This is a genomic window from Mesorhizobium sp. ESP7-2 (genome assembly GCF_020164715.1).
Taxonomy (GTDB): domain Bacteria; phylum Pseudomonadota; class Alphaproteobacteria; order Rhizobiales; family Rhizobiaceae; genus Mesorhizobium.
Genome location: NZ_JAIUGQ010000027.1, coordinates 33908 through 56621 on the forward strand (window position 1 = coordinate 33908; position 22714 = coordinate 56621).

23 protein-coding genes and 1 pseudogene are annotated in these 22714 nt (G+C 59.4%); 12 read left to right on the top strand and 12 right to left on the bottom strand.

The features are described 5' to 3' along the window. The first annotated feature begins 100 nt into the window (after positions 1 to 100). A complete protein-coding gene (locus LB543_RS34190) occupies positions 101 to 400 on the top strand; it encodes a hypothetical protein (RefSeq protein WP_411908780.1) in 300 nt (99 codons plus the stop codon). On the opposite strand, the gene LB543_RS33935 is transcribed toward LB543_RS34190, so the two are convergent. The 5 genes from LB543_RS33935 to LB543_RS22680 are packed head-to-tail and all read right to left on the bottom strand — an operon-like array spanning position 321 to position 4553. Further along, positions 321 to 1088, bottom strand: a complete 768-nt coding sequence (locus tag LB543_RS33935) for a GntG family PLP-dependent aldolase (RefSeq protein WP_318013002.1) — start codon at positions 1086 to 1088, stop codon at positions 321 to 323. The genes LB543_RS34190 and LB543_RS33935 overlap by 80 nt on opposite strands. After that, positions 973 to 1461: a beta-eliminating lyase-related protein gene (locus LB543_RS33940; RefSeq protein ID WP_263498792.1), complete on the bottom strand. Its 489-nt coding sequence runs from the start codon at positions 1459 to 1461 to the stop codon at positions 973 to 975. The genes LB543_RS33935 and LB543_RS33940 overlap by 116 nt, the downstream gene beginning before the upstream one ends. Next, positions 1427 to 2479, bottom strand: a complete 1053-nt coding sequence (locus LB543_RS34075) for a cupin domain-containing protein (RefSeq protein ID WP_318013000.1) — start codon at positions 2477 to 2479, stop codon at positions 1427 to 1429. The genes LB543_RS33940 and LB543_RS34075 overlap by 35 nt, the downstream gene beginning before the upstream one ends. Continuing rightward, on the bottom strand, positions 2479 to 3489 hold the full coding sequence (gene pdxA / locus LB543_RS22675; RefSeq protein ID WP_224615587.1) for a 4-hydroxythreonine-4-phosphate dehydrogenase PdxA: 1011 nt from the start codon (positions 3487 to 3489) through the stop codon (positions 2479 to 2481). The genes LB543_RS34075 and pdxA overlap by 1 nt, the downstream gene beginning before the upstream one ends. Beyond that, a complete protein-coding gene (locus LB543_RS22680) occupies positions 3486 to 4553 on the bottom strand; it encodes a four-carbon acid sugar kinase family protein (RefSeq protein ID WP_224615588.1) in 1068 nt (355 codons plus the stop codon). The genes pdxA and LB543_RS22680 overlap by 4 nt, the downstream gene beginning before the upstream one ends. Before the next feature lie 74 nt (positions 4554 to 4627). Between LB543_RS22680 and LB543_RS22685 the strand changes: the two genes are divergently transcribed. After that, positions 4628 to 5506 (top strand): LysR substrate-binding domain-containing protein, encoded by an 879-nt coding sequence (locus LB543_RS22685; RefSeq protein ID WP_224615589.1) that lies wholly within the window; start codon positions 4628 to 4630, stop codon positions 5504 to 5506. A 40-nt stretch (positions 5507 to 5546) separates the two neighbouring features. On the opposite strand, the gene LB543_RS22690 is transcribed toward LB543_RS22685, so the two are convergent. Further along, positions 5547 to 6482 (bottom strand): ornithine cyclodeaminase family protein, encoded by a 936-nt coding sequence (locus LB543_RS22690; RefSeq protein WP_224615590.1) that lies wholly within the window; start codon positions 6480 to 6482, stop codon positions 5547 to 5549. Between the two features lie 218 nt (positions 6483 to 6700). Between LB543_RS22690 and LB543_RS22695 the strand changes: the two genes are divergently transcribed. The 6 genes from LB543_RS22695 (at position 6701) to LB543_RS22720 (ending at position 14519) form a co-directional block, all read left to right on the top strand. Beyond that, positions 6701 to 7567 carry a GNAT family N-acetyltransferase gene (locus LB543_RS22695; RefSeq protein ID WP_224615591.1) on the top strand — a complete coding sequence of 289 codons (867 nt, stop codon included), beginning with the start codon at positions 6701 to 6703 and terminating at the stop codon, positions 7565 to 7567. A 20-nt stretch (positions 7568 to 7587) separates the two neighbouring features. After that, positions 7588 to 8757 carry an alanine racemase gene (locus LB543_RS22700; protein WP_224615592.1) on the top strand — a complete coding sequence of 390 codons (1170 nt, stop codon included), beginning with the start codon at positions 7588 to 7590 and terminating at the stop codon, positions 8755 to 8757. Between the two features lie 198 nt (positions 8758 to 8955). Further along, positions 8956 to 10410, top strand: coding sequence for an aldehyde dehydrogenase family protein (locus tag LB543_RS22705; protein WP_224615593.1), 1455 nt, complete (start codon positions 8956 to 8958; stop codon positions 10408 to 10410). A gap of 773 nt (positions 10411 to 11183) precedes the next feature. Beyond that, positions 11184 to 11852 (top strand): haloacid dehalogenase type II, encoded by a 669-nt coding sequence (locus LB543_RS22710; protein ID WP_224615594.1) that lies wholly within the window; start codon positions 11184 to 11186, stop codon positions 11850 to 11852. Positions 11853 to 12093: 241 nt separating this feature from the next. Continuing rightward, positions 12094 to 13155, top strand: a complete 1062-nt coding sequence (locus LB543_RS22715) for a phosphotransferase enzyme family protein (protein WP_224615595.1) — start codon at positions 12094 to 12096, stop codon at positions 13153 to 13155. A gap of 35 nt (positions 13156 to 13190) precedes the next feature. Further along, positions 13191 to 14519 carry an aspartate aminotransferase family protein gene (locus tag LB543_RS22720; RefSeq protein ID WP_224615596.1) on the top strand — a complete coding sequence of 443 codons (1329 nt, stop codon included), beginning with the start codon at positions 13191 to 13193 and terminating at the stop codon, positions 14517 to 14519. 100 nt (positions 14520 to 14619) lie between these two features. Here the strand turns inward: LB543_RS22720 and LB543_RS22725 are convergent, their stop codons facing one another. Further along, the gene (locus LB543_RS22725) at positions 14620 to 14874 is read right to left on the bottom strand and encodes a hypothetical protein (RefSeq protein WP_224615641.1); all 255 of its coding nucleotides are present in this window, start codon (positions 14872 to 14874) and stop codon (positions 14620 to 14622) included. A gap of 638 nt (positions 14875 to 15512) precedes the next feature. On the opposite strand from LB543_RS22725, the gene LB543_RS22730 reads away from it, so the two are divergent. The 3 genes and pseudogenes from LB543_RS22730 to LB543_RS34200 all read left to right on the top strand — a co-directional run bounded on the left by LB543_RS22730 (position 15513) and on the right by LB543_RS34200 (position 17714). Continuing rightward, the gene (locus tag LB543_RS22730; RefSeq protein WP_224615597.1) at positions 15513 to 16694 is read left to right on the top strand and encodes an aminotransferase class V-fold PLP-dependent enzyme; all 1182 of its coding nucleotides are present in this window, start codon (positions 15513 to 15515) and stop codon (positions 16692 to 16694) included. A 305-nt stretch (positions 16695 to 16999) separates the two neighbouring features. Continuing rightward, a pseudogene (locus LB543_RS34195) lies at positions 17000 to 17194 on the top strand (hypothetical protein); the annotation flags it as partial. Positions 17195 to 17366: 172 nt separating this feature from the next. Continuing rightward, complete coding sequence (locus LB543_RS34200; protein ID WP_411908778.1) at positions 17367 to 17714, top strand: aminotransferase class IV; 348 nt, start codon at positions 17367 to 17369, stop codon at positions 17712 to 17714. Here the strand turns inward: LB543_RS34200 and LB543_RS22740 are convergent. From LB543_RS22740 to LB543_RS22750, 3 genes are all read right to left on the bottom strand, one after another. After that, the gene (locus LB543_RS22740; protein ID WP_224615598.1) at positions 17711 to 17872 is read right to left on the bottom strand and encodes a hypothetical protein; all 162 of its coding nucleotides are present in this window, start codon (positions 17870 to 17872) and stop codon (positions 17711 to 17713) included. The two genes, LB543_RS34200 and LB543_RS22740, sit on opposite strands and share 4 nt — an antisense overlap. A gap of 309 nt (positions 17873 to 18181) precedes the next feature. After that, on the bottom strand, positions 18182 to 18640 hold the full coding sequence (locus LB543_RS22745; RefSeq protein ID WP_224615599.1) for a hypothetical protein: 459 nt from the start codon (positions 18638 to 18640) through the stop codon (positions 18182 to 18184). Between the two features lie 57 nt (positions 18641 to 18697). Next, positions 18698 to 19300, bottom strand: a complete 603-nt coding sequence (locus LB543_RS22750) for a hypothetical protein (RefSeq protein ID WP_224615600.1) — start codon at positions 19298 to 19300, stop codon at positions 18698 to 18700. Between the two features lie 95 nt (positions 19301 to 19395). Here LB543_RS22750 and LB543_RS22755 point away from each other — a divergent pair, with 95 nt between their 5' ends. Then, positions 19396 to 19923, top strand: a complete 528-nt coding sequence (locus tag LB543_RS22755; protein WP_224615601.1) for a helix-turn-helix domain-containing protein — start codon at positions 19396 to 19398, stop codon at positions 19921 to 19923. A 144-nt stretch (positions 19924 to 20067) separates the two neighbouring features. Here the strand turns inward: LB543_RS22755 and LB543_RS22760 are convergent, their stop codons facing one another. After that, complete coding sequence (locus tag LB543_RS22760) at positions 20068 to 21093, bottom strand: RcgR family putative quorum lactone hydrolase (RefSeq protein ID WP_224615602.1); 1026 nt, start codon at positions 21091 to 21093, stop codon at positions 20068 to 20070. Beyond that, complete coding sequence (locus tag LB543_RS22765; RefSeq protein WP_224615639.1) at positions 21083 to 22696, bottom strand: RcgA family putative transporter; 1614 nt, start codon at positions 22694 to 22696, stop codon at positions 21083 to 21085. The genes LB543_RS22760 and LB543_RS22765 overlap by 11 nt, the downstream gene beginning before the upstream one ends. Positions 22697 to 22714 lie beyond the last annotated feature (18 nt).

Consider the following 22714-nt stretch of genomic DNA (forward strand, 5'->3'; position numbering starts at 1 on the left):
TGTCAGTCGACAAAGTGGCCGCATTCTTTCGAGCGCTCGGTCGGTGCCGGCCCGTTCCATTCGCGGGATCGCAACCGGCATTGAGAACACCAACTATTTTGTGGATGCCGAAACCGGGAGAGTATGTCCTTACGTTGTTCGAGCGGCTCACGTTCGAGCAATTGCCTTCTACCTCCCCTTGATGAAACATCTTGCGGCGCGGCGAATGCCGGGACCAAACATCTTACGCCAGCGGCGAGATCCTTCACGCGCTCCGGGCGTGCCGAAGTCGTTTGAAACCGATCCCCTTGCGATATTATTCAACCCGTTTGGAGCGTCTTTCATCTTCGACTCGCAGCCACCTCGCGCACCGCTGCGATTGCCTCGTCAACGGCGACACGATCAACGTCGAGATGGGTGACCCAGCGCATTCGTCCACCCGGCCAAAAACTCGCTGCGATGCCGAGCTCACGCAGCGCCTCGGATAGCCGGATCGTCAGCTCGGACGCGAGCTCAACAAACACCATGTTGGAATGCGGCGGTGTCACCGTCAGTCCCTTGATTTCCGAGAATCCATCCGCCAGTGCCTTGGCGTTGGCATGATCCTCGGCCAGACGTTCGACATGATGGTCGAGCGCGTGCAGTCCCGCCGCTGCAATTATTCCTGCCTGCCGCATCCCCCCGCCGAGCATCTTGCGCCAACGGCGCCGCACGATCAACGGGACATCCCCGACCAGCACCGATCCGAGCGGCGCCCCGAGCCCCTTTGAAAGGCACACCGACACGCTATCAAAGCCCTCTGCCAAGCGGGCGACGTCGACTCCGAGCCCCGCGGCCGCGTTGAACACCCGCGCACCATCAAGATGGGTGGCGAGCTTCCGATCCCGTGCAAACTCCACGACCTCGTCCAGATAATCTCGCGGCAGTATCCGCCCGACGAACGTATTCTCGATCGTTACCAGTCGCGTGACCGCAAAATGTGGATCGTCGGCCTTAACCGCTGCGTGAAGATCGATCGATCTGGATCGTGCCGTCAGCCCGGACCGGCAAAGGTTGCGGCTGAACCGAGCCGAGCACGGCAGCGCCTCCAGCTTCCCACAGATAGGTATGAGCCTCGCTTCCACAGAGATATTCCTCGCCGCGTTGGCAATGGCTCATGATCGCAGCGAGATTGGCCATGGTTCCGGTCGGCAGAAGGAGTCCCGTATCTTTGCCGAACATCGCTGCAACGCGCGCCTCGAGCGCCTGGACTGTGAAATCATCGCCCAACACATCGTCGCCTACGTCGGCGGCCGCCATCGCCGCACGCATTTGCGCGGTGGGGCGGGTGACCGTATCGGAGCGGAAATCGAGGCGGATAGCATTGGATTGCATGATTGATAGCCTGTGGAAGTGAATTACGGTGCCACCGAATTTTGGTGCCAATTTACTAGTTCGCGCACGCTCCTCAAACCTGGCCGCGTTCAGCAATCCTTCGCGCATCGGTTGCCGTGCCGGTGTTCGTGATCCCCGGCTCGAGCAGCATGACATCGCAGGTGTCGTCCAGAGCGACTGGGCAATGCTCGACGCCATGCGGCACGATGATGAATTCGCCCGCCTCGACAATCTCGTCACGGTCACGAAACTTCATGAGAAGACGCCCCTTGTGCACGAAGAAGAGCTCGTCCTCCTTCTTGTGGAAACGCCAGGAAAGTTCGCCCTCGAATTTGGCGAGCTTGATCTGCATACCGTTGACCTGGCCCGCGATCTTCGGCGTCCAGGTGTCGGAGAAGCGCTGGAACGCGTTCGTCAGGTTTCTCTTGTGGAATGGTGAAATATGATTGTTGAGCGCGGCGACGTCGCGAATGATCGCGGCGAGCTGACCCGGCACGCCGTCCTCCTGCGCCGGATATTTGCCATCGAGCGCGGCGGTGCCGATCGTGAAGCCGGCAGCGCCAACCGCCTTCACCACGGCGATCTGCTCGGGCGTGTCGATGGAGCCGGCGATGTAGACGGGCTTGGACACAGCGGCGCAGACCGCCCTCATAAGAGCTGGAACGTCTTCCTTGGACCGGTAAGCCAGCAGGTCAAGGCCATGCACGCCCTCCCGCCCCGCAAGCGCCTTGGCACTTTCGACGATCTCCTCGATGCTCCCCTCCAGAACGCTGGGATGGCCCATGATACGGCCCGGGAAGGGGCAATACTGGATGTCTGTGCCGGCGATCACCGGCAGGACGTCATCGACGCGCGTACCGCCCAGCAACACATCCACGCCAATCTCGGTCGCGGCGCGTGCCGAAACGATCTCGCTGTCCCGGTCGAGCGACACAACCTCGAGATAGGAGGTCGCGCCGCCCGCCTTGATGGCTGCGTTGAGGGCCATCAGCTGGTCGGTCGGCAGGCCGATATCTTTGAAGCCAATATGGCGTACGCCGAGCCTCAAAGCGGTCTGAAGTTGTTTCGACGCGTCCTCCACGGTGCGGTCGTTGCGCGTGAGCATGAAGATGAAGCGGAGGCCCATCAGATTACCCTTTCATGTTCTTTGGTCTCGGTTTGCGCAGCAACGAGCCGCCGTGCGTAAGCGATCGCGGTTTCCAGACTCGTGGGATCGGCTATGCCTTGACCTGCGATATCGAACGCCGTTCCGTGGTCGGGGCTAGTGCGGACGAACGGCAGGCCCAGCGTGATGTTGACGCCCTTTTCGAGGCCAAGATATTTCACCGGGATCAGCCCCTGGTCGTGATATTGGGCTACGACCACATCGAAGCGACCCTTGCGGGTCTGCATGTATACCGTGTCGCCAGGCCAGGGTCCGCTGGCATCAATGCCCTCGGCGCGCGCCGCCTCAATCGCGGGCCGTATGATCCGGATTTCTTCGTCACCGAAGAGACCACCTTCACCGGCGTGTGGATTGAGCCCTGCGACTGCAACTCGCGGTGCCGCGATCCCGAGGGCCTTGCCGCCGTCATGCGCCAACCGGATCGCCGACATCTGTGCGTCGAAATCGGCCTGGTCGATGGCCTTGCGAAGCGATGTGTGGATGGTGACCAGAACCGTGCGGATATCGTCATTGGCCAGCATCATGGCGACTCGCTTTGCGCCGCCATACTCCGCTAGAATCTCGGTGTGTCCTGGATAGCGAATGCCCGCGCATCCCATCGCTTCCTTGTTGATAGGGGCGGTAACGATACCGCTCACGCTGCCGGCCTTGGCGGCCGTTATGGCGGATGTGATTGCGTCGAAGGAAGCTTGGCCGGAAATGGCGTTGACGATCCCAAGCGGCGGCAGCGCCAAGATTTGGGTCGCTTCGACGATCTCGATGGACCGCGGCGCGAAGCGCGCCTCTTCAGGTCCCGCGATGCGCTTGACCGCTAGGTCGAGACCCAGGCGATGGACGACTTCCTCCATCACGAGGTAGCTGCCGAAAACGACCGCGCGCTCACTGCCGTTGGCCAATGTCTTCGACACGATCTCCGGGCCGATGCCGGAGGCGTCGCCCATCGTGATGGCAAGGGGAGCGGCTTGCGTCATGACAATGCCTGTCCTGGTTCTAACGCATTCTGGCGGAGTTGGGCGATTGCGCGGCGCAGCGTGTCGTCGTCACCGAAGCCGCCTGCCTTCATGCCGATAAGAAGCTCGCGCCCATCCCTGAGGAAGGCGCGGCCCAGCGGAAAGCCTGGCTCGAGCTCCCGCAGGATCTCGAAGCCCCGGATCTCCAGGAGGTCGAGAATCGCTTCCATGGTATCCCCGCCGGTGGCAATCACGACGTCGAAGCCCTTGTCGAGCAGCTGTCCGGCCGCATCCCGAGCGATGTCGTGTAAGACGGACATGGGATCATCCGCGCGCTGCGCTGGAGCGCGGAGCAAGGTGACACCAGCCTCTGCGGCGATCTGATCGGCCTGACGATGGCTGAGGGGGTTGGCGCTGCCGATCGCGACGAGAATATCGCCACAGGCCGGCACGGTCGCATTCGATGCAGCCGCAACCGGCGCAAGGCGCTTCGCCAGGGCCGCCGCCATGCCCGGGGAACCCACCCAAAGGATCGCTTCCGGATCCGGCAGGGCGGCAATCTGTGTGTCGAGATCATCCTGCGTCGTGGCATCGAGAATGACGGCGTTGCTGACGGAGGCCGGAACAAAGTCGACCAGCCGTGACTGCCGCGCCGGATGAACGGGGTCGCGACCATAGGCGGTCTCCGCTACCGGCACGCCATCAACGAGCTGAACGCCGCTCACGGTCGTGCGACCTGCCGCAGGGAACGCCGGAGCAAAGACAAGCATCTTGCGACCGCTTGCCTTGAAAGCGGCCTCCAGTTCAGCCGCCACATGGCCCCGGAGAGTGGAGTCCACGGTCTTGTAGAGGACATCGCGCGACGCGAGCTGCACGGCAAGCTTCGCCGCGAGTTCCGCAGCCTGCGAGGCGGTAGCAGATCGCGATCCGCTGTCGACGGCGACGACCGTTGCCTCCTCCGCCGGCAGGCAGGCTCGGCCGACTACAGCTTGCAAACCTCGCTCGACGAACGGTCCGGCGCCATCCGCGGCGCTGGTCAGGTCGTCGGCGAGGATACCGATCGTATATTGGCTATTGGTTCGCATGGATCAATCATGCCGATCCTACGCCGCTTGAAAAGCGATAGTTTCTATATCGAATCGGTGATATAAACTCACCGATGAAGCGGTCCGAAATACCCTCACTGGATGATCTGCGAGCGTTCGAGACGACGGCTCGTCTCGGCTCCGTCCGGCTAGCCGCAGACAGTCTCGCCTTGACCCATGGTGCCGTCAGCCGTCGGATTACCAAGCTGTCCGAAGACCTTGGATTCAAACTTTTTGAGAAAAGTGGCCGGGGTTTGCGCCTCACGGCGGCCGGGGAGACGCTCAACCTTACCCTTGGCCGCTTCTTCACGGAATTGACGACAACGGTCGAAGGCCTGCGGGCTGCCAACGTTCAGCAAAACGCCGTGGTTCTCTCATGCGAGCCCTCGGTCGCGATGCGTTGGCTCATTCCGCGATTAGCGAATTTCCAGAGCACGCATCCCAACATCGCCTTACATCTGTCGGTGGGTGGCGGTCCTGTCGAGTTCCGTCGCGACAGGATAGATCTCGCCGTCCGCCGGCTCGACTTCGGGCTGCCCGACGCCTGGCATGTCCAGCGCCTCTTTCCTGAGAAGGTGGGCCCAGTCATGAGCCCTCAGCTCGCGCCGGCGTTTGCATCGGGGGAATATGTCGCCTTGGGTTCAAAGACCCGGCCGGACGCCTGGTCGCATTGGCTTTCCATCCACTCCTCGGTGCCGCGCCCCACGGAAATCCGCTTCTACGACCACCACTTCCTAATCGTTGAAGCCGCAGCGGCGGGGTTGGGCGTTGCGCTCAGTCCCATGGTCCTTGCAACCGACGACATAGATAGAGAGCGGCTCATCGCACCGGCCGGATTCGATCCCGACGGAAGCCACTATGGGCTCATATGGATAGGAGAAACTGAACTGGCTGGGAAAGTTCACGATCTTGCCGGATGGCTGGAAGCACAATGCAAAATTTCGTTTGGCTGAGCACGTATGAAGTAGATGTTCGTCAAAGCCCCAGGCTAGGTCATCGGCGGAGCTTTGCGCGGATCAGCGCGTCGGCGATGTAGAGGTCCTGCAGGGAGATGCCGGAACTGTCGAAGACTGTGATTTCGTCTTCGAAGCGGCGTCCGGGCGCACGCTTTTCAATGACGTCGCCGATTGGTGTTACGGCAAGCAGGCCCGCCTCGATCGCGTCGCGGAGGTGTTGGAACTCGCCGATCTGAACGGACTGCGAAAGCAAGTCGCAGAACAGGCTTGCCTTCGACAACAGGTCGCTTGGCAATTCGTGCTTGCCCGCCGCGTCCGAGCCCATGCTAACAACGTGAGTTCCGGGCTTCACCCAAGCGGCATCGAACAGCGGTTCGCGTGAGGGCGTCGCCGTCACCACGATGTCGGCCGCGCGCACGGCCTCTTCGACCGATACGGCGCGCGCCTCCAGGCCCCGTTGGCCGATCTGGTTGACAAAAGCGTCGCGTTGCGGCGAAGGCCGGGCCACGACCAGCACAGTTTCGATTGGACGGATGCGCGCCAGAGCCGTGACTTCGAAGCTCGCCTGGTTGCCGGCGCCGAATATCGCTAGAACCTTGGCTTGCCTTCTCGCGAGAAGGTCGGCCGCAACTGCGTCGGCAGCCGCCGTCCTGTAGGCGTTGACCTTTCCCGCCTCGATCACGGCGCCGAGCCGGCCTGTCTGCTGATCGAGCAGCACGATGGTGGAGTTGTGGCGGGGAAGGCCCCGTGCCGGGTTGCCGGACCAGAAGGAGCCGATCTTCACTCCAGTCAGGCCGCCTGACGAGCCGGACTTGATCGAGAAGGTATTGGACGCCTCCCGCGCGCGTCCGAGAACAGCGGGAAAGACCCTGCCTTGCGGCGATGCTGCCGCCACAAGGGCGGCCCGTGCCGCCTCGAAAGCAAGGTCATGCGTAACAAGGGCGGCCGACTCCTCTTCGCTGATATAGATCATCCAAGTGCCTCGTGAGCTTTGTCGCTGCAGCCATGGCGCCCGGCGCAAGGCGGCAGATAATTTCTCGCTCGACAGACGCCATCTGGCATGCCGAAGGGCGGCTTTAGAACGAATGATTCCGCCGTTTTGTGAGGGCAAAACAGCAAGGAAATCCGCCCGTCCGAGGCGACTCTAAGTCCAATTTCAATCGACCTAGGACGAAAAGACCGCATTTCCCTATGACCCTCGAACACGCCAGAAAAACCCTTAGTGCCCCGCTCGATCTGACGAAATTCGAAGCCCGACATGTGCCGGGCGCGCTGAAGCTGTCGCAGGAGATGGGCTGGCCCTATCGCTCCGAGGATTGGGAGTTTGCCGCTGCTGTCGGCCAGGGGCTAGTCCTGATGCGGAACGGCGGCGTGATCGGTACGGCCATGTGGTGGAACTATGGAGAGGCCTACGCCAGTGCCGGCATGATCATCGTCACTGCATCCGCGCAAGGCGGCGGCTTTGGCTCGCGGCTCTTTGATGGCCTGCTTGAAGTGACAGGCGGACGGAACGTGTTGCTCAATTCGACGGAGGAGGGGCTTACGCTCTACAATCGGCGCGGCTTTACCGCCTGGGGCACCGTGTTCCAGCACCAAGGCCCATTGGGTGTCGCGGTGGTTCAGCACGACCGCGACGACATCCGCCCGGCGACTGTCTCGGACCTCAGGGCGATCCAAGCTTTCGACGAACGGGCATCTGGCATGCCCCGTCAGACGATGGTGACTGCGCTTGCCGATGTCGGCGACGTGGCGGTGATCGATCTCGGCGGGCGGGTTGCGGGCTACGCCATCGCCAGGAGATTCGGGCGCGGCCACGTCATCGGCCCTGTTGCAGCCGAAAGCGTCCACGACGCGCAGCGCCTAATCCTGGCCCAGCTTTCGGGGCTCAAAGGGCAGTTCGTGCGCATCGACATCCATGCCGAACACGGATTGGGAGATTGGCTGGAAAGCTTGGGGCTCAAGCAAGTCGGTCAAGCGACCGCCATGGTCAAGGGGCTGCGACCCGTCTCCGTAGGGCCGGCCCGCATGTACGCGCTGGCGAACCAGTCGTTCGGTTAAGCTAATGAGGACCCGGAGCGATGGAGACGAATCTAGGTATGCGTGAAGGAGGCAAAACGATCCATGCCCTCGTTACCCCGTCGTTGCTTCTGGATCGAGCACGGCTGGAGCGCAACATTTTGCGTCTCGCCGAGCACTCCAGAAAGCTCGGGGTGGTGCTGCGCCCTCATATGAAGACGGCCAAGTGCATCGATGTCGCCCGACAGGTGTTCCCCAGCGGACCCGGCCCGATCACAGTCTCGACCATCGCCGAGGCGGAATATTTTGCAGGCCACGGTTTTCGCGACATGACCTATGCGGTCGGCCTGTCGCCGGCTTCGGCGACCCGCGCTATGGAGCTCTGTCGCCGCACGGGCATCGATTTGAAGCTGCTCCTCGATACCGTGGGGCAGGCCGATAGCTTGGACAACGTGCGCACGTACACCGGCGTGACACCGTCCGTCTTCATCGAGTTGGACTGCGACGACCATCGCGGTGGATTGAAGCCGGACGATCCAAAGCTGGTCGAAGTGGCCGACAGGGTCGTCGCGGCGGGCGCCAAGGTCGCCGGCGTCTTGGCCCATGCGGGCGAGTCGTACTGTTTGAACACTCCCGATGCGCTGGTGAAGGCAGCCGAGAACGAACGTTTGGCCACCGTGCGCGCCGCCGAAATCCTGCGTGCCCACGGTCATGCTTGCCCGATCGTCAGCCTCGGCTCGACGCCAACCGCACTCTTCGCCGAAAATCTGGAAGGCGTCACCGAGGTGCGCGCCGGGGTCTACATGTTCTTCGACCTCGTCCAGCACGGGGTCGGGGTCTGTGCCATCGACGATATCGCGATCTCGGTGTTGGCCACCGTAATCGGCGCCAAGCCTGAAAAAGGCTGGGTGCTGGTCGATGCCGGGTGGATGGCGGTTTCGCGCGACCGTGGAACCGCGAACCAGCGGCTCGACCAGGGCTATGGTGTAGTCTGCGACGAGACGGGGCGGATTTTCGAGGACGTTATCGTGTGCCAGGCCAGCCAGGAGCACGGCATCCTCGCGATCCGCAGCGGGTCCGGCAAGAGCATGCCCGAGCTCCCCGTCGGGACTCGGATCCGCATCCTGCCCAACCATGCCTGCGCTATGGCCGCGCAGCATGACTTCTACAGCGTCGTTAACGGAGAGAGTCCCGAGATTGAAGCGCGCTGGGAGCGGATTCGCGGCTGGTAGGAGCTCCGATCTCCACGCTTCGCATGGCGCCCATGGAAACTGTCGTCTGGTGATGCAAATGAAACCTAGCTCCTACGAGCTGGACACGTCTCAGCCGTTCGATCAAGGCTCGTCCAAACTCCTTGAAGACCGCTATTTCTGGCGTCCCTGGTTCCGACCGATCCTCGGTGCCTATTACCGGATGAAGGACCTAGTCACATGACTGCACCCCTCGAGCACCTTTCCCGCAAAGGCCGCGTGGATAGGTTCTTCATTGGCGGCGAATGGCGCGAGCCGAGTGGCACCGCTACGAGTGACGTGATCAATCCGGCCACGGAAAAGGTCATGACCAGGTTTCCGCTCGGAAACGGGGAGGACGTGGACGCGGCCGTTTCCGCCGCCCGCCTGGCATTTGCGACCTGGAGCCGGACAAAGCCGGAACACCGCGCGAGCTTGCTCGATCGCCTGCATGCGCTGCTCGAAGCACGCAGCGAACTGCTTGCGCAATGCCTCACCCTGGAAATGGGCGCGGCGATCGGGTATGCGCGCACAGCGCAGGTACCGCTGGCCATTGCCCATGTGAAGACCGCCCGCGATGTCCTGACATCGTTCACCTTCGTCGAGCAGCGCGGCCACACGGCCGTCACCCACGAACCGGTCGGTGTCTGCGGGCTGATTACGCCGTGGAATTGGCCGCTCTACCAGATCACCGCCAAGGTCGCGCCGGCACTCGCCGCGGGCTGCACACTCGTGCTGAAGCCAAGCGAACTCTCTCCGTTGAGCGCCCTTCTGTTCGCGGAGGCGATCGAGGAAGCCGGCTTCCCGGCGGGTGTCTTCAATCTCGTCAATGGGGACGGCCTCTGCGTCGGGGCGGCCCTTGCGTCCCATGCCAATGTCGACATGATCTCGATTACCGGCTCTACCCGTGCAGGCATTGCGGTGGCCCAGGCGGCAGCGCCGACTGTGAAGCGCGTCGCGCAGGAGCTCGGCGGTAAGTCGCCGAACGTGATCCTGCCGGATGCAGATCTCGATCGCGCCATTTCTCTGGGCACAGCCGCCGCCTTCCGCAATCTCGGTCAGTCATGCAGCGCGCCAACGCGCATGATCGTGCCGCGCGCGCAGCTTGCCGAGATTGAGTCGATCGCCGAGCGCGCCGCGGACGAGATCGTCGTCGGCGATCCTCTGGCGGAGACCACCACCCATGGTGCGATCGCCAACCGAGCCCAGTTCGACAGAATCCAGACCATGATCGGCATCGGCATTTCCGAAGGCGCGAAGCTCGTCACTGGTGGACAGGGTCGTCCAGGCGGCATGAATGCCGGGCTCTACGTCAAGCCGACGATTTTTTCCGAGGTGCGCACGGGCATGCGTATTGCCCAGGAGGAAATCTTCGGTCCGGTCCTCTGCATCATCCCATACGAAACGGTGGAGGAGGCCGTCACTTTCGCCAACGACACCGTCTATGGCCTCGGGGCACATGTGCAGGGCGGAGATATGGACCGCGCCAAGGACGTCGCGTCGCGGATCCGCGCCGGTCAGGTGCATCTCAACTACCCGGCCTGGGATCCCCACGCACCGTTTGGCGGCTTCAAGCAATCCGGAAACGGACGCGAGTACGGCCTCGAGGGCATGTTGGAGTATCTCGAGGTCAAATCTATTCTTGGCTATTTCTAAGCATCATATTCGCCGCGCCCGGAGGGCGTTGGTGTTCCCATGTTTGGTTTCCATAGCTCGACCGCTCACCGCAAGACATCTCGTGCCGGCCGTTTCCAGCGACCGACCCGCCGGCCGGCTGCGTCTTGATCTTGAACAGCTCCGATAAGGCATTCGGTATTGGATACTTGTTCTGTCCGCGCAGTGTAGCAGGCGACCGGCGATCGCGCGGATGAAGCAGACGCGCTGGTCAATCACGAAATCTGGCGCTCGACGTCGGACGTGGGGCGGATAACCTCGTCGAAGAAGAGGAGATCCGCCGTGGTACTACTACTCGTTCGCTTGTCGGGGATGATACGGGAGTTGGATGGTGACGTTTGATGCAGACGAACTGCACCTCTTCATAGCGTTTGCGGAGCATGGCCCGTCAGTTGATCCTGTCGGCGGAATGACGGGTTGAGGATTCCCTCGCCCATTCCTCGAGATGAATTGCATAAACTGGCGCACAATAGCTTCTTGCGGTTCCTCACCGTGGTCATGACACCTCGACGACGCGCTAGACGCCGACCGAACCGAGTACGACCCTGATCTGTTCGGCTCGGATCTGCACACAGTGCGAGCGCTACAGGTCGGTTTCGGCTCGGGAGGGCGAACGAAACAAGTGCTGCCGAAGGTCGTGCTGGGTTTGCGACAGATCGGAGGGCCCTCTGCTGAATGACCATGCATTCCGGCACATTCTGCCCAACGCCTGTGGCTATCCTTTTACCTATGGGCAGATTACAGGGATCAGGAACATGGCTCGCTTCCGGCCGAAATACGTAACTTTCGATTGCCACGGCACGCTGATCAATTTCCAGATGGCGGAAGCCGCTCGGGACCTGCTCGGTCATCTTCTGGTTGGGCCGCACATGGATGAATTCATCAGGAATTTCCAAGGCTACCGCCTCGATGAGGTGATGCAGGACTGGAAGCCCTACGCGGATATCGTCCACAACGCGCTCGAGCGCGCCTGCCGCCGCAACAATGTCCCGTTCCGCGCCGAAGACGCCGAAACGATCTACAATCGTATCCCGACGTGGGGACCGCATCCCGACGTGCCCGCGGGATTGGCCAGATTGGCCAAGGAAATTCCGCTGGTCACCCTGACGAACTCGATGGTGGCGCAGATTCCGTCGAACGTAGCAAAGCTCGGTGCGCCCTTTCATGCCGTCTTGACCGCCGAAGAGGCGGGCGCCTACAAGCCGCACTTCAAGGCGTTCGAATACATGTTCGATATGCTCGGATGCGGCCCGGAGGACATTACGCACGTTTCCTCGTCGTTCCGCCATGACCTGATGTCCGCCTATGATCTGGGCATCAAGAGCAAGGTCTGGGTAAACCGCGGCCATGAGCCAGCCAACCCCTATTATGAGTACACCGAAATCCGCGATGTGACGCAGCTACCTGGCGTGTTCGGGATCTGACGGCGAAGATGGGCGGCGGCCTTTCACATCCGGTTTCGCGCCGCTGTCAGCGGAGCTGCCACAACCGCCGCAAAAAAATGAAAGCGCGGGCCTCATGGCATGAGCGCTCCCCCCCTCTGGCAGAATGAAGAACACCATTTCCAACAGGTGAGGATCATTCGAATTGGGTGCTTGTAGGAATCTAGTCCCCGATAAAAAAGCAGCTCGGCACAATATCTCACTGGCTGCGGGACGAGACCACATGCCTTGCGCGGCAGCCTCAACTGAGGCCTATTTTCGCGCAGCCGCCGCCATCCTGGCGGCGCGGCCGGATCCCGCCGAACCGGACATATCGGCGGCACTACTGAAGCGCCATTATGGGTTGGCGGGATCGATCGCGACATTGTCTTCCGAGCTCGAGCGGACCGTCGAGGTCAACCTCGCGGACGGCCGCCGACTGATCCTGAAGACCTCGACAAGGCCGGAGGCGATTGACAGTTTCCGTTTCCAAACCGCCGCCATGGCGGCCTTGCAAGGGGCTGCGGGCTTCGTTGCACCCGAAGTGCTCCGCACGGGAAGCGGCGCGTTGATGTTCGAGGAAGAGGGGGTATACGGATACTTACAGAGCCGGCTTGAGGGCGTTCCGCTGCACCGGGAGACGGCTACCCCAGACCTGCTTTTTCGAAGTGGCAGTGCTCTGGCCCGGCTGGACCTTGCCCTTGAGCGGGTCGATGTACCCGCGGCCCATCGCCCTGTTCTTTGGCATATAGGGTGCTGGTCGCGGTTGATGGAACTGGAGCAATACCTACCATACGGGGGGATTGCCGACAGCGTCCGCGCAGCGATGGCGGAGTATGTGGAGTTCATCAAGCCACAAATCGCGAACGTAACATGGCAGGTCACTCACAATGATCCCAGCCCGTTCAATATGCTGGTGACTGGCCAGGGAGTGGGTTTTATCGATTTTGGCGATGGCTGCTGGAGCCCCAGGATTCAGGATCTGGCGATCGCAGCAAGTCACGTCGTAAAGGATCCGGCCCTTCCCTTGGGTGGGGCCGAACATCTGATTGCCGGCTATGCCTCAGTAATTGCGCTTTCGACGCTGGAAGCAAGTCTGCTCGCCGGCCTGATCCGGGCGCGGCAATGCGCATTGATCCTCGTCAATTACTGGCGCTCCCACCTTTTCCCGGCTGACACCCAGTACATTAAAAAGAACGTCTCGCGTGCCGAGCACGGCCTCTCCATCCTGGCGCCTCTTGATGGCAGCGCGGGCGAGGCGGCAGTCGTGGCCGCGATATCGTCGACGCGGCCGCCAATAAGGTGAATCGGCCAGGTTACTCCACAGATAGGCAACAGCACATGTCCACAGATCTCATGCCTAATCGTTACAGGCCCGGCGCATCCCATCTTCCCAGGCGCGAGGCGGAGCTGCTTGCCCGCCGCGACGGCGTCCTAGGGGCTTCTTATCGGCTGCAGTATCGCCGGCCCGTGCACTTTGTTCGCGGCGAAGGGATGTGGCTCTACGATCCTGACGGGCGGGCCTATCTCGACTTCTACAATAACGTACCGTCTCTCGGCCACTGCCACCCGGAAGTGAACGCCGCAATGGCCGAGCAGGCGGGCCAGATCAGCGCCAACACGCGTTATCTCGAGCCGAGACTTGTCGACTATGCCGAGCGGTTGGTCGATACCTTCCCGAACGAAATTGATCGGGTCGTTTTCACCTGCACGGGGAGCGAATCCAACGATCTGGCCTTGCGCATCGCGCGATTTGCCAGCGGCAACGAAGGCGTCATCGTATCCTCCTATGCATATCACGGCACAAGCGCTGCGGTCGCCGCGGTATCGCCGAACCTGGGCGACGCAGTCAAGCTCAGCCCGTTCGTGCGCATGGTATCGCTGCCCGGGCCGTCGGGCTTGCCGGAAGCCCAGGCCGCGGACTTCTTCGAGGCGCAGGTCCGTTCAGCCATTCTGGATCTGAGCCGTCGTGGGATCGGCGTTGCGGCCCTGCTCGTGGACAGTATTTTTTCCAGCGACGGCGTGTGGGTCGATCCTCCCGGCTTCATCGCCAACAGCGTGGCCGCGGTGCGGGAGGCTGGTGGCCTCGTCATCGCCGACGAAGTTCAACCGGGCTTCGGGCGAACGGGCGCCCATATGTGGGGCTTCGAGCGGCACGGGATCGTTCCGGATCTCGTGACCCTAGGCAAGCCGATGGGCAATGGATTTCCGATCGGCGCTGTCGTTGGCCGCAAATCCCCGATGGAGCGGTTCGGCGCCACTGCGCGGTACTCGAACACGTTCGCCGGCAATACGGTTGGCATCGCGACCGCGGACGCCGTACTGACGATCCTGCAACGTGACCAGATCCCCCAGAATGTCCTTGCCATGGGCCAGCGCCTCCGTGCGGGCGTGGAGAAGATCGCAAAGCGACATGATAGCGTTCGTGGGATCCGAAATGCCGGGCTCTTCATTGGCGTCGACATGGGTCCTGAAGGCGCTCCCGCAGCGAGCCGGCGTGCAATGGCTTTGGATGTGGTCAACGCAATGCGGGATGATGCCGTTCTTATCAGCACGACAGGGGCTAATGAGGACACCCTCAAGGTGCGCCCGCCGCTGGTTTGTCAGGCCGAGCATGTCGATCTCTTCCTTGCATCCCTAGAGCGCGCGCTCGTCAAGGTCAGAGGCTAGACCGCATACCTGCGAGCAGGTGGCCGCGCCTTGCCGCTGTCATTCGCTTCTCAGCACCCGCTGCAACGCTGATCACGCCGTCATGCATATTCGTCCCGCCTCATCCGCTGACGCTCCCGCCGTCCGGTCGATCCTCGAGCCCATGATCCGAGTGGGGGAAACCTATATGCTTGATCGCAACCTGAGCCGGGCAGAGCAATTGCCTACTGGATGGGAGCAGACTAGGAAGTCTTCGATTGAGTGTTCGCACATAAGGCTGCATCACCGCACGGATCACTTCGTGCAACCCATCCGGGTTCGAAAGCAGAATGTCTTTGACGGCAGCGCTGGCGGATTTACCTTCTGTCTTGGTCATGCTGGCGTTCCTTCGCGGGAATCAGGTGACGTTGAACATCACCAGCCTGCCAAGACCGCCCTCGCTCAGCGAATTTGCAGAACCCTCAGCACACTACCCATGATATCGGCCGGCGACAATTCTGGAGCCGCGACCTAATTACTTTGAGTGGATCGGGCATCCCTTGGCCAAGGGCCGATTGGACTTCTGAAAGGTATCAAAGCCTGGACGGAAGCAGCGGGATCATTCCAGCCGCGAGCGTGAATGCTTGAGATCGGTCTTCACGGCGGTCTTTGCACTTAGCTGCATTGTGTGCTCACTGATCGACGAGCCTCGGTCCTATCGCGCTACAGCAGGCAAGCGTGACCAGGAACACCCATGACCTAGCGTCAGTCTAGGATTCGGGCAAATGAAACACATCTTGATCTGTCGGTTCCGTGGCGGCGCCGCCAATCAAGCCTCGCCATGTAAGGGCCGCGCCAATCGGCTAAGTGTTCCTGGTCATAAGCAAGGCGATGCCGCTCTCGGGCTTCCGTCAAAGGTCCCGCACAACCACGAGCGTTCGAAATTAAATTCTGTCCAGTCATGTGAATAGGCAAATTAAGCTGGGCCGGGGCGCTTAGGGTCGAGATGAGATCCCACGTCTAGGATGGTCCCCTATGAACCATTTTGCGGTAGATCGGTCCGCCGAAGGCGCGGGCGAAGCTGAGTGGGCGCGTATCCGCGCCGAGTATCCAACGCAGGGACCGTTCCTGAACTTGAACAATGCGGCCGTCAGTCCCCCTCTGAACGTCGTTGAGGAGGCGGTGGTCGACGCTTACCGATTCATCAGCCGCAATCCCGATTACAACATGTGGAGCAAGCTGGATACCGCTCTGCCTGGAATCAAACGAGATCTGGCGGAATTGATTGATTGCGCGCCTGAAGAGATCGCGCTGAATCGGAATTCGTCCGAGGGACTGTCGACTGCAATCTTTGGAATACCGCTCGCCAAAGGCGATCAGGTGCTGATCTCGCCATGGGACTACCCCAGCGTCCGTGCAGGTTGGCTTCAGCGGCAAGGGCGCGAAGGCATCGAGGTCGTCAATTGCACGTTCGGCCTCCTAGACAGCGATGAAGACGTCATCGAGGCATATCTCGCAGCGATGACGCCGCGCACCCGGGTCCTGCAACTGACGCATATGTACCACTGGAACGGCCGCGTCCTTCCCGTCAAGCGGCTTTGCGAAATAGCGCGGGAGCGCAATATCATCACAATTGTCGATGGCGCCCAGACATTCGCCCAAATGCCGGTCAGCTTTCGCGAACTCGACTGCGACTTCTTTGTCACCAGCCTTCACAAATGGCTCGGTGCCCCTGTCGGCAATGGGATGCTGATCGTCAATGAACGCCAGATCGACCGGACCTGGCCTTTGCTTGCACCCTTCGACCAGCCTGCCGTGGGCATAGACAAGTTTGATCACTGGAATCTGGGTACCTATAATTCCGCGATACAGGCTGGGATCGCCCCGGCGATTCAATTCTACAAGAAGATCGGTGCAGCGAGAATGCACGCACGGCTGCGCGAGCTCAGTCGATACTGGGTAAGCCTTGCCAAGGACATCCCCGGTTTCGGGCTCCATACGCCCACCGACACTGACTGCGTCGGTGCGATCATCCTCTTCTCGATCGATGGCCTGGACATACAGGAACTCGAGCGCGATCTGCGCGAGAAGCATCGGGTCCACGTGAAGTATCGAAAGGTCGAGCAGGTCGAGGGGCTGCGGGTTTCACCGCACATTTACATGCCGAAGAGTGATCTCGATGTTTTCGTCACCGCACTGCGAAGTGCATTGAAGTGAACCAACTAGTTTCTCTCGTTCTTTGCGACTGAGCCAGATCAGGAAACTCTGGGCTGGCGACCTGAGGCAGGGGCTCTTTCGCCCCTCAAAGAAAGACTTGGCGAGCAGGATTTCAACAGTTTCGCTCCTGGAGCGGCCGTCGGCATTTTGGGGTTTATTCAATGCGCCAAGTTTACGTGAATGGGACCTACCTGCCGGAAAGCGAGGCCCGCGTTTCGGTCTTCGATCGAAGGTTTTTATTTGCCGAAGGAGTCTACGAGGTCACGCTCGTTCTTGATGGCAAGCTCGTCGATTTCGCCGGCCACATGGCGCGCCTGCGCCGATCGCTTGGCGAGCTCGAAACGCCGTTTTCTTTGACCGAAGAAAATCTTTTGAAGATCTACAGTGAACTCGTCCGGCGGAACGACGTCTGCGAGGGGCTTGTTTATTTGCAGGTCACCCGCGGCGCGACGCGGCCGATCGCGATTTCATCTTTCCTGCTCAGGATACGCCAAACACGGTGGTGCTCTTCACACAAAAGAAGGAGCTTGTCGACAATCCACTCGCCATACGTGGACAACACATCGTCACCGTGGAAGACTTGCGGTGGCTGCGCTGTGACATCAAAACGGTGCAGCTCCTCTGTCCATCCATGGCCAAAATGCAGGCGAAGTCACGGGGCGCCGATGACGCATGGTTGTGAGGGACGGTTATGTCACGGAAGGATCCTCCAACAACGCCTGCATCGTTACCCCTGTTGGGTCGATCATCACGCGCGATCTCTCGACCGATATCCTGCACGGGATTACCCGGGCAGCTGTTCTGCAGTGCGCCAGTGATCTTCAACTGCGGGTGGAACAGCGCCCGTTCACGGTGGACGAGGCCAAATGTGCAGTCGAGGCGTTTTTAACGTGCGCATCCGGGCTGGTGAATCCGGTCGTCAGGATCGATGGTACACTGATCGGCGCCGGGCTGCCGGGCGTAGTCACCCAGCGCTTGCGGCAAATTTATCTCGATCGGAGCCGCGCATCAGCGGTCTAGGGTTGATTGTCGAAGGTGTCCTGTGCGGCGGCAAAACCGACGATAAGCAGCTTGCCGGTGGCGTCATTCAGGGCGCAATTTAGACCCGGTTGCTCCAGCAACCTGATCCGCGGCCCTATTCTGGCAAATGTCGCATCAAATTGCCGCAGGCCAAGCATGCCGTTGTTTTCATTTACAATTTCCGAGTTCCATAAGATAGATTATGCGACTTTCAACAGTGTAAGTCGGTATTTCTTAACGTTGCAACGTATTTATAGCACTTTATCCCGGTCTTTCTGATTGTAATCGTCAGAAATACGGTCAGTTTTTCAGCAATCAAGCCTACTATAAGCCTCAGATCGACAGAACGATGTTAAATGGCCCATCTCACCGTCTGATTTACAACTTGGCGGGCAACTATGGACTCTTCTTAACCGCCGGCGTCCCAAGTCGGACATCGGCCTTCGCTCGCTCGCCTCTCGGTGCACTCACTTGTGCGGCATGCAATAGACGCCCTCGGATTCCATCAGTACCGCGCCACCCTTCAACTCGCTCAGTGCGCCGACCCACGCTTGCGAATAAGTGCGGCTGGCATCCACCGCCGTCAGCCAAAGAACGCGATTGTCGGCCAGTTCAACTTTAACTTCCTGCTGCAAAGGGCTCCCCTGCACGGTCTGTTGATAGTGGCGTTTTATCCTGACATTGCTGGCCGGGAACTCAGCTTCGTTGCTGCCGTAGTTCAGCACAAATCCGGTGTGGTCCTCAGCCACTGAGCAACTGCCATCACGCTCGCACACGATTTTGGTAGCTGTGTTGCAGTCCCATTTTAGTGAAGCGGGCCACATAGGATTGTCCACGTTTGATCGCGGCTTGTCGCTCTGACCAGCCGCTGTCAACACAGCGCCTATGTTCAAAATCACAGTGGACAGGAGAAGCACCTTGAACACTACAAACCTCCCTGAATTGTCACGCTCATAGTACCTCGTCCTGCGTGATCGCCTGGCTCATGGCATGTTGAGATTGAACCAGCTTTTCTGGCGCACGCCGTTCGCGTCATCATACTCGATGAACCAGGGCTTTCCGCGCATCGGCCGAGGGATGGTGTAGTAGGTGGGGCCATTACCAAGGGAATGCCCTCGATCGTTTCCCGCAGTCTGGATTGTTGCCGCAACCACCTTGCCGTCGATTTCGATTTGGACCGGACGTGATCCGTCTCCATGATCCCCGCCAAGGGCGTTGTTTTTGAAAACAACGGGCAAGGAGAGCCTATCGGCCGCGATGCGGCAGATGTTCCGTTCTTGAGCTAAGCCCGGCCGATCGGATTCGGAGCTGCCAACTGCTTGCCAGCCGGACGGACAATCCTCATACTTCTCAAATCTCGCCGCGCTGGAGTTGGCTTGTGGACAGGTCGGCCAATTAAAACCCGGGACTTCCATCGCCGCAATCAACTTGTAAATTGGCGGGTGGCACGAGGGGGTGCCTTGCCAGTCGCCGGAAAGACATAGGAGGACCTGACAGCCCCATTCCGACGCTTTTGATTGGGATGGAAGAGCTGCGGCGCCCGCGATGGCGACGGCACTCCCTAGTAGGAATTTGAGTATGGTCATAGCCTTTCCTCACTGCAGATTTGACAGTTTACTATGGATGATCCGCGCGAAAAAGGACAGGTCGAAAAGGCAGGTTTGTGCGACTACATCGATTTATGAAACGAGACGACGGAGGTGTGGTCAACAACCCGTTGCGCGCCAACATTGCACTGACGCTTGAGCGGGAGAGGGCCAGACGCGGCCTATCCCATATGCACATGGCCGAACTGTTTCGGACCGCCGAGGGCGAAAAACTGGCCTATCGAACCTACATTCAGACTGTGCGTCAGAAAAATAATGTCACATTGACGACGCTGCAGATCATGGCAAACGGCTTGCAACTGTCTTTTGCAGCACTGCTCGCGGGCGGCAAGAAAGTTCCGGAATGGGCGCATCGGTTGGACGACAATGCGATCCGCAAGCGGCTGGCGCACATCATCGATTTTGAGCGACAACAACGTACTTTGCACCGCTATGAGATGGCTGAACTCATTGGCGTGGCGGAGGCGACATTCACGAAACTGGAACGCGCGAGCGGCAACATCAGCGTGGACACGATTGCCGCGATCGCCAAGGCGTTGAAACTTGATCCAGCGACCTTCCTCTTTTCCGAAAAGATCCCTCCTAGCAGAGTCAACACCTAGCCGCCCCACGAGTGTTCCTAAAGGGCCTATAATTCGCCCAACGCCGGCGCCGCTCCTATGCCCTGCCCGTTCCCACATTCATCACTTTTGTGTCGTGATGCCTGCCAGAGAATTTGCTGGTGAATTGACCGGCCAAAGCCAAACTCATGCTCGCCGGCCCGACTTGTCAGCACGCGACAGAAACCGTTTCAAGCTCAAACCGGCCAACAAAATGTAAGGCGGCATGGCGAGCGAATAGTGACCACAGTTTAATTTCAAAATATTTGGCCTAGCTCCGGCGTCATCCAGCCTCTGCATGAACCTCTCCGATAGCTCTGGCAACACCACTTTGTCTCTCTTAGCCAACACAACATGAAAATCGAGATCAGGCCGCGCCAAACTATGTGCGTAATTCTCCAAGTTAAGTGGACCCCAGGCCCTTCTGAGATCGGTCAGCTCAATCTCAGGCTCAAGGCTATCACGTATCAATCGTGTCGCGCGACCCGTCCAAACCATATCCGCTAGACTCCCGGCCGTCAGAAACAACGAGGCTTTTGACACAGCCGAGTCGTGCGCCGCGACCACCCCCGCAACCCAGGAGCCTAAGCTCATACCGAGAACCGAAATCTCTCGATAGCCTTCGATCTTCAACCAACGTATGAGTTTTCGCCCATCCAACACTGCCTGCCTTACAGATTGGATCGTTCGACCGAGATTAGGGCTAAGCATATAGTCGGCGTGCACGGAGTTGGGACGGCTACGTTCGAAGTGATAAGGCATAGCAATCTCGACAACCGTGATGCCACGCTGCGAGAAAAAGTTGGCAATCTGACGATTCCGGGCGCTTGCATTCCAATGGTGAAAAATCACCATGGCCTGATCGAACGACCCGCTTTCTGTGATTTTCGCCGAGACGACGTTGTTCTGTTCGATATCAGTAGAAATGTCCGATGGAAATTTGAGCCACCCACCTAGCCTTTCAAAACCCTGATCACTCACACTGGGCTCATCGAAAAAGGCTGGATCAGCCACGGCTTGATCCGCAAGGGCGCAGAATTCCTCGATACTTGTTATCTTCTTCGCACCTGGAAAGGCGAGTTCCGCGTCAAGGACGAAATCCGTTGGTTTCTTCCCTTCCTCGCCGCGTCGCGCCCGCCGCTCATCCCAATGATCTAGCCAACTATGATACACTCTGATTGTTTCCTAACTTACTCGCTTGCCATCGCCCCAACCCAGGATCAAACAGGCCGTATACTGCGAGCAGCACTCCAACGCCTAGAAGGATCGAAAAGCCAGCAAATGCATCGATCAGCAAGTAACCAGCCACCAGTAATGCTACGATCGCTGACATCCTCCACAGAGGCATACAAAACCCACGTTCGACACCTAAACGGATGGTGCCATACAGAAATACAACACAGGTCGAAATAGCGATAAGAAGGCTACTGTAATGGGTCGGCCTACGGTAGCTGATCCCGGCGCTCGCATCATTGTGCCCATAGAAGGCGGAAGACATATCGCCGACCAACCAAGACACAATATTCTCGCCACGCGATGTCAGGTAAGCACTCTGGAGCTTCATTACTATGGCGATCAGTAACCCCAAAACAGTACACCGAAAAATCGCACGCATAACGCTCAGGCTGACTTCATGGAGCTCGTGTTGATGATCCACCCCCGGCCGATTACTCACTGCTTCTGGAATTCTCCAAAGATCATGGATTACCGTATAAAGCAGAATGAGGCCTACGAAGAATAGATAAAAACAGAGGCACATGTATAGGTAAGCGAGCCCCGTGAATACGACCGCTTCCGGCACCGATATAACCTCAGGGCGCACAATCGCTAACGAGCCCCAATCCGTCGCATAGTTGCCACCCCCTTTGAGCAATGGGATTAAAGACACGCCGATCCACTGAAAAAGACCGGCGAACATCACACAAATCAAAAAAACCGCCCAATATGAATACGAAGAAGCTTCTACGTTGCGCGCCCAAGCATCGTCGCTTTCCATCTTGTTGCCCTGCGCTACAAGCTTTGGGCGGCCTTCATCTTTCCAAAAGGTCACCAGTTCGGTTACGAAGGCAAAAAACAGTGGCAAAAATACCATGAAGACGAATGTCCAATTCGCTGTCCAAAGAAACCCAACCTGCTTGACGACGCCATCCGCCCGGCCGTATGTCACGCTGTGAATCCCCGTAAGATACGACAAAAACCCAAGAGCGGTGACACCCGCAAACACCGACGCCGGTAAATTCAGGGGAGATCCGCGACTAAAAAATGCCTCCGATTTCCCCGCCAAACTAAAACGCCGGGTCGGCCCCTTGGGGTCAGCATCCCGTGTCAGCTCCGCCGGGGGGTCTGTCTCGTTATCGAAGGTCGCAGTCAGTGCCGTATCTGGAATCTCCTGTGCAACGCTGCTTCCGGCTCTCTTCCATTCTCGTCTCTTGGCCGATAACCGCGATTGCGCCTCACTAAGCTCCATCTGCCATTCGCTAGTTGCGACCGGATCATCGCATCCAAAAATCCTCGCGAGCCAACGAATGTTGGCAGTGCTAATTCCCTTCTCATTCTCTTGAAACCAAAGCTGCACCGTTCGCAGATCGACCCCAACCCGGTTGGAATCAATCTGTGAAATCGCATCTGCAAGGAGCTCGGGCGTCCATGGGCCAGCAGGAAACCCGTCTTTGCCCAACAGTCGGCCTGCACCCACCGCCGCCAGTCGTTTGAATAATTCTTTGAAATCACTCTCGTCTCTCGGCGGAGGGAGAAATAACTTTCCGTTCCTAAACAACAACTTATAGGCTCTAGT

Bases quoted from the DNA above. Each gene is read 5' to 3' on its own strand.
- LB543_RS22720 (WP_224615596.1), top strand. From the start codon at position 13,191: ATGTCCACAGATCTCATGCCTAATCGTTACAGGCCCGGCGCATCCCAT.
- LB543_RS22695 (WP_224615591.1), top strand. From the start codon at position 6,701: ATGACCCTCGAACACGCCAGAAAAACCCTTAGTGCCCCGCTCGATCTG.
- LB543_RS22725 (WP_224615641.1), bottom strand. From the start codon at position 14,874: ATGACCAAGACAGAAGGTAAATCCGCCAGCGCTGCCGTCAAAGACATT.
- LB543_RS22755 (WP_224615601.1), top strand. From the start codon at position 19,396: ATGAAACGAGACGACGGAGGTGTGGTCAACAACCCGTTGCGCGCCAAC.
- LB543_RS22705 (WP_224615593.1), top strand. From the start codon at position 8,956: ATGACTGCACCCCTCGAGCACCTTTCCCGCAAAGGCCGCGTGGATAGG.
- LB543_RS22750 (WP_224615600.1), bottom strand. From the start codon at position 19,300: ATGACCATACTCAAATTCCTACTAGGGAGTGCCGTCGCCATCGCGGGC.
- pdxA (WP_224615587.1), bottom strand. From the start codon at position 3,489: ATGACGCAAGCCGCTCCCCTTGCCATCACGATGGGCGACGCCTCCGGC.
- LB543_RS34075 (WP_318013000.1), bottom strand. From the start codon at position 2,479: ATGGGCCTCCGCTTCATCTTCATGCTCACGCGCAACGACCGCACCGTG.
- LB543_RS22710 (WP_224615594.1), top strand. From the start codon at position 11,184: ATGGCTCGCTTCCGGCCGAAATACGTAACTTTCGATTGCCACGGCACG.
- LB543_RS22715 (WP_224615595.1), top strand. From the start codon at position 12,094: ATGCCTTGCGCGGCAGCCTCAACTGAGGCCTATTTTCGCGCAGCCGCC.
- LB543_RS22700 (WP_224615592.1), top strand. From the start codon at position 7,588: ATGGAGACGAATCTAGGTATGCGTGAAGGAGGCAAAACGATCCATGCC.
- LB543_RS22730 (WP_224615597.1), top strand. From the start codon at position 15,513: ATGAACCATTTTGCGGTAGATCGGTCCGCCGAAGGCGCGGGCGAAGCT.
- LB543_RS22690 (WP_224615590.1), bottom strand. From the start codon at position 6,482: ATGATCTATATCAGCGAAGAGGAGTCGGCCGCCCTTGTTACGCATGAC.
- LB543_RS34200 (WP_411908778.1), top strand. From the start codon at position 17,367: ATGGTTGTGAGGGACGGTTATGTCACGGAAGGATCCTCCAACAACGCC.
- LB543_RS22685 (WP_224615589.1), top strand. From the start codon at position 4,628: ATGAAGCGGTCCGAAATACCCTCACTGGATGATCTGCGAGCGTTCGAG.
- LB543_RS22680 (WP_224615588.1), bottom strand. From the start codon at position 4,553: ATGCGAACCAATAGCCAATATACGATCGGTATCCTCGCCGACGACCTG.
- LB543_RS22740 (WP_224615598.1), bottom strand. From the start codon at position 17,872: ATGCTTGGCCTGCGGCAATTTGATGCGACATTTGCCAGAATAGGGCCG.
- LB543_RS33940 (WP_263498792.1), bottom strand. From the start codon at position 1,461: ATGCGCGAAGGATTGCTGAACGCGGCCAGGTTTGAGGAGCGTGCGCGA.